At 69.3% G+C, this 3937-nt stretch carries 3 protein-coding genes; 2 read left to right on the top strand and 1 reads right to left on the bottom strand.

All coding sequences use genetic code 11. The annotated features are described in order from the left end of the window. Window positions 1–613 (bottom strand): PadR family transcriptional regulator (locus D1825_RS00940; protein WP_233549546.1); only part of this gene is annotated, 613 nt, incomplete at its 3' end. 437 nt (window positions 614–1050) lie between these two features. Here D1825_RS00940 and D1825_RS00945 point away from each other — a divergent pair. Both D1825_RS00945 and rpsF read left to right on the top strand, forming a co-directional pair. Then, window positions 1051–3552 (top strand): transglycosylase domain-containing protein, encoded by a 2502-nt coding sequence (locus D1825_RS00945; protein WP_233549547.1) that lies wholly within the window; start codon window positions 1051–1053, stop codon window positions 3550–3552. 184 nt (window positions 3553–3736) lie between these two features. Continuing rightward, window positions 3737–3937 (top strand): 30S ribosomal protein S6 (rpsF, locus tag D1825_RS00950; protein WP_199721445.1); only part of this gene is annotated, 201 nt, incomplete at its 3' end.

A 3937-nucleotide genomic window follows, 5' to 3' on the forward strand; every position in this document is an offset into this window, starting at 1 on the left:
CGATGTCGTCCGCGACGGTGGAAGCAGCATCGGTCGGATGACCGGTGCCTGTGGGACGCACGCGGCGGCGGCCGCGCTCGTTGTCGATGAGCCCGTCGAGCCAACGGACCTCACGCTCGACCTGTTCGAGGCCGTGGCGCTGCAGCTCGAGCGTGTACTCGTCCATGCGCTCGCGGGTGCGGGCGAAGGACTGTCGGATCGTGTCGAGTCGTTCGGTCAGGCGCGTGCGCCGACCCTCGAGGATCCGAAGCCTGGTCTCGGCGTCGGTCTGCGCGAAGAACGCGAACCGGACGTCGAAGTTCTCGTCCTCCCAGGTCGACGGACCGGACTGCGCGAGCACCTGCTGGAGGTGCTCCTTGCCGTCGGCCGTGAGCTGGTAGACGATGCGCGCCCGCTTGCTGACGCCGTGCCCGCTGTCCGCGCCCGACTCGGTCCCGACGATCCAGTGCCGCTCGACGAGCGACTTCAGGCACGGGTACAGCGAGCCGTAGGACAGGGCGCGGAACGAGCCGAGCACCAGGTTGAGGCGCTTGCGCAGCTCGTACCCGTGCATGGGCGACTCGTGCAGCAGGCCGAGGATCGCCGGCTCGAGCACGTCGGAACGACCGCGCACGGGGCACCTCCTCGGGTGGGGCTAGAGTCTGGCGAAGCCCGGGAGGGCGATGCGAGACGAGTCGATGTATCAAGTCGATACATCCGCACAGTATGTCGAATGCGTGCCTCGGGACAAGTCCGCCGCGCCGTGACGTGTGCCCGGCGGCGTTGTCGGTTCGCCCGACGAGGGCCACGCGGCGCCCGACGAGGGTCGCGGCCGGCCCGGGATCGGCGGCCGGAACGCCCCGATCCCGTGGCCCAGGTCACTCGATCGGCCCGATCTGCGTCCGCTCTTCGTCGGCCCGGTGCCGATCGTGTGAAGGCTCGCCGCATCCCGCCCCGGTCCCGGAACGCGCGCAGGACGGTCCCCCATACTTGGGCTCGCGGCTGCCGTGTGCCTGGATCCCGTCCGTGGTGCGGGCCGCCTCCCGAAGTCGTCGTCAGGAAGGCAGCACGTTGGCAGGCTCGTCGAACCCGAGGTCCGCTCCCCCGCGGGCCCGTCGCGGCTCGTCCCGTGGCACCCGCGCGGCGGCTCCCGCCCGCGGGAAGAACGCCCAGGGCAAGAAGCGGGTCTTCGACTACCCGCGCACCGGCTACCACGGTCTGCACCGCTGGCTGCCGTCGTGGCGCGTCGTGCTCGGCACCATCCTGGGCGCCGGCTTCCTCGGCCTCGGCGCGATCGTCGCGGCCTACGCGACCATCGACATCCCCGCGACGGGCGGGCAGGACACCAGCGCGCAGACCTCGACCGTCTACTACGCGAACAACGCCGACGGCAGCCGCGGCCCCGTGATGGGCACGTACGCGGTGCAGAAGCGCACGATCGTCGACTACGACACGCTGCCCGAGTACGTCGGCCAGGCCGTGGCCGCGGGCGAGGACCGGTCGTTCTTCGAGAGCAAGGCTGGCATCTCGGTCACGGGCATGGCGCGCGCCTTCTTCCACAACGCGACGGCGAGCGACGGGACGACGCAGGGCGGGTCGACCCTCACCCAGCAGTACGTGGAGCGGTACTACGTCGACAAGACGACGACGGACTACGTGGGCAAGGCCCGCGAGGCCCTCATGGCGATCAAGATCGCCCAGACGGAGTCCAAGGAGGAGATCCTCGGGCGCTACCTCAACACGATCTACTTCGGCCGCGACTCCTACGGGGTGCAGGCAGCGTCGCAGGCGTACTTCGGCGTCGACGCGAAGGACCTGACGATCTCGCAGGCGGCCCTGCTTGCGGCGGTCATCCCCTCCCCCAACAACTGGGACCCCGCGGTCGACGCGGCCAAGTCCGAGCAGCGTTGGGACATCATCCTCGACGCGATGCAGGAGGAGGGCTGGGTCACGCCGGCGGCTCGCGCCGACCTCACCTTCCCCGAGACGATCGACTACAAGCGGTCCGAGCTCTACCGCGGCACGCAGGGGTACCTGCTGACGACGGTCGAGAAGGAGCTCGCAGCCGGTCCGCTCGAGCTCTCCAAGGACGAGCTCATGCGCGGCGGCTACACGATCATCACGACGATCAAGAAGCCCGTGCAGAAGGACATGAACGCCACGGCGAGCGACTTCTACAAGGGCAAGCTCATCGAGAGCGCCTCGAAGAAGGACAGCACGCCGGACAAGCGCACCAAGGTCGCGATGGCCTCGATCGACCCCGCGACGGGCGCGATCGTCGCGATGTACGGCGGCCAGGACTTCATCGACGACCAGATCAACCGCGCGACGGTCGACGCGATCCAGGCGGGCTCGACGTTCAAGCCGTTCACGCTGATCGCCGGTCTCGAGAACGGCAAGACGCTCAACACGCGCTACGCCGGGTACACGCCGCAGACGTTCCCCGAGTGGGAGAACGGGACCAAGAAGGTCCGCAACTTCGGCGACGAGCAGTTCGGCTACATCGACCTGGTCACCGCGACCGCGCAGTCCGTCAACACGGTCTACGCGCAGCTGAACATCGACGTGGGCGCGGACAAGACGGTCGACGTGGCCGACCGCGCCGGCATCACGACGACCATCCCCGACGTCGTCTCGAACGTGCTCGGCACCGCGACGGTCCACCCGCTCGACATGGCCAGCGCGTACGCGACCATCGCCGCGGGCGGCGTCCACCACGACCCGTACATCGTCGCGTCGGTCCTCAACTCGACCGGCTCGACCGCGCTCACCGGCGGGTCCGAGGGCAAGCGCGTCTTCGACAAGGACGTCATCGCGGACACCACGTACGCCATGACGCAGGTCGTCGAGCAGGGCTCGGGCAAGAACTGGATCAAGCCCCTGGGCCGCCCGATCGCCGGCAAGACGGGCACGACGCAGGACAACCGGGCGGCGTGGTTCGTCGGCTTCACCCCGCAGCTCGCGACCTCGGTCGCGATGAGCCAGGTGGGCCCGGACGGCAAGGCACAGGTGACGATCACGCCCAAGGGCTACAAGTTCGGCACCTCGATCCCCCTCGACGCCGTCACGGGCGCCACGATGCCCGCCCAGATCTGGTCCACCGCGATGGGCAAGGTCTTCGAGCTCGCCGACTACAAGAAGGTCGAGCAGTTCCCCGAGCGAGCGAACGTCGGCCCCAAGCCGACCGCGAAGCCGACGAAGAGCCCCACGGCCACGCCGACCCCGACGCAGACGCAGACCGAGGCGCCCACGACCGCGGTCGTGCCCGACGGCCTCGTCGGCAAGCTGCAGGCGGACGCGACCAGCGCGCTGTACGCCGTGGGCCTGGTCCCGGTCATCGAGTCGGCCTACTCGGACACCGTCGTCGTCGGGCGCGTGATCAGCGCGAGCCCCGGGTCGGGCAAGAAGGTCGACGCGGGTGCGAGCGTCACGCTCGTCATCTCGAGCGGTCCCAAGCCCGCCCCGACGCAGACGCCCAAGCCCACCCAGACGCCGGCGCCGACGAAGACCGCTCCGCCCAAGCCGACGGAGTCCCCCGACCCTCAGCCGACCGAGGACTCCGCGGGCGGCTGACCCACGATTTCAGGCTGACCGGGCTCGCCCGGTAGGCTGGAACACTGCTGTGCCCGCACCCCTCGGCCGCCATCGGTCGAGACGCGGGAGCCCGACGAGGTCTGCTCGTCCCGCAGCGACGCACGAGAACCCTCCTGTCACGGATCGACCGTGACCGCCGAGACCAGAGGAGGTGGGTATGAGCCTGCGTCCGTACGAGATCATGATCATCCTCGACCCCGAGATCGAGGAGCGCACCGTCGCTCCCTCGCTCGACAAGTACCTGTCGGTCATCACGACCGACGGTGGCTCCGTCGACAAGGTCGACATCTGGGGTCGTCGCCGCCTGGCGTACGACATCAAGAAGAAGTCCGAGGGCATCTACGCCGTCGTCGACTTCAAGGCG

It is taken from the genome of Cellulomonas rhizosphaerae (assembly GCF_003470205.1).
Taxonomy (GTDB): domain Bacteria; phylum Actinomycetota; class Actinomycetes; order Actinomycetales; family Cellulomonadaceae; genus Cellulomonas; species Cellulomonas rhizosphaerae.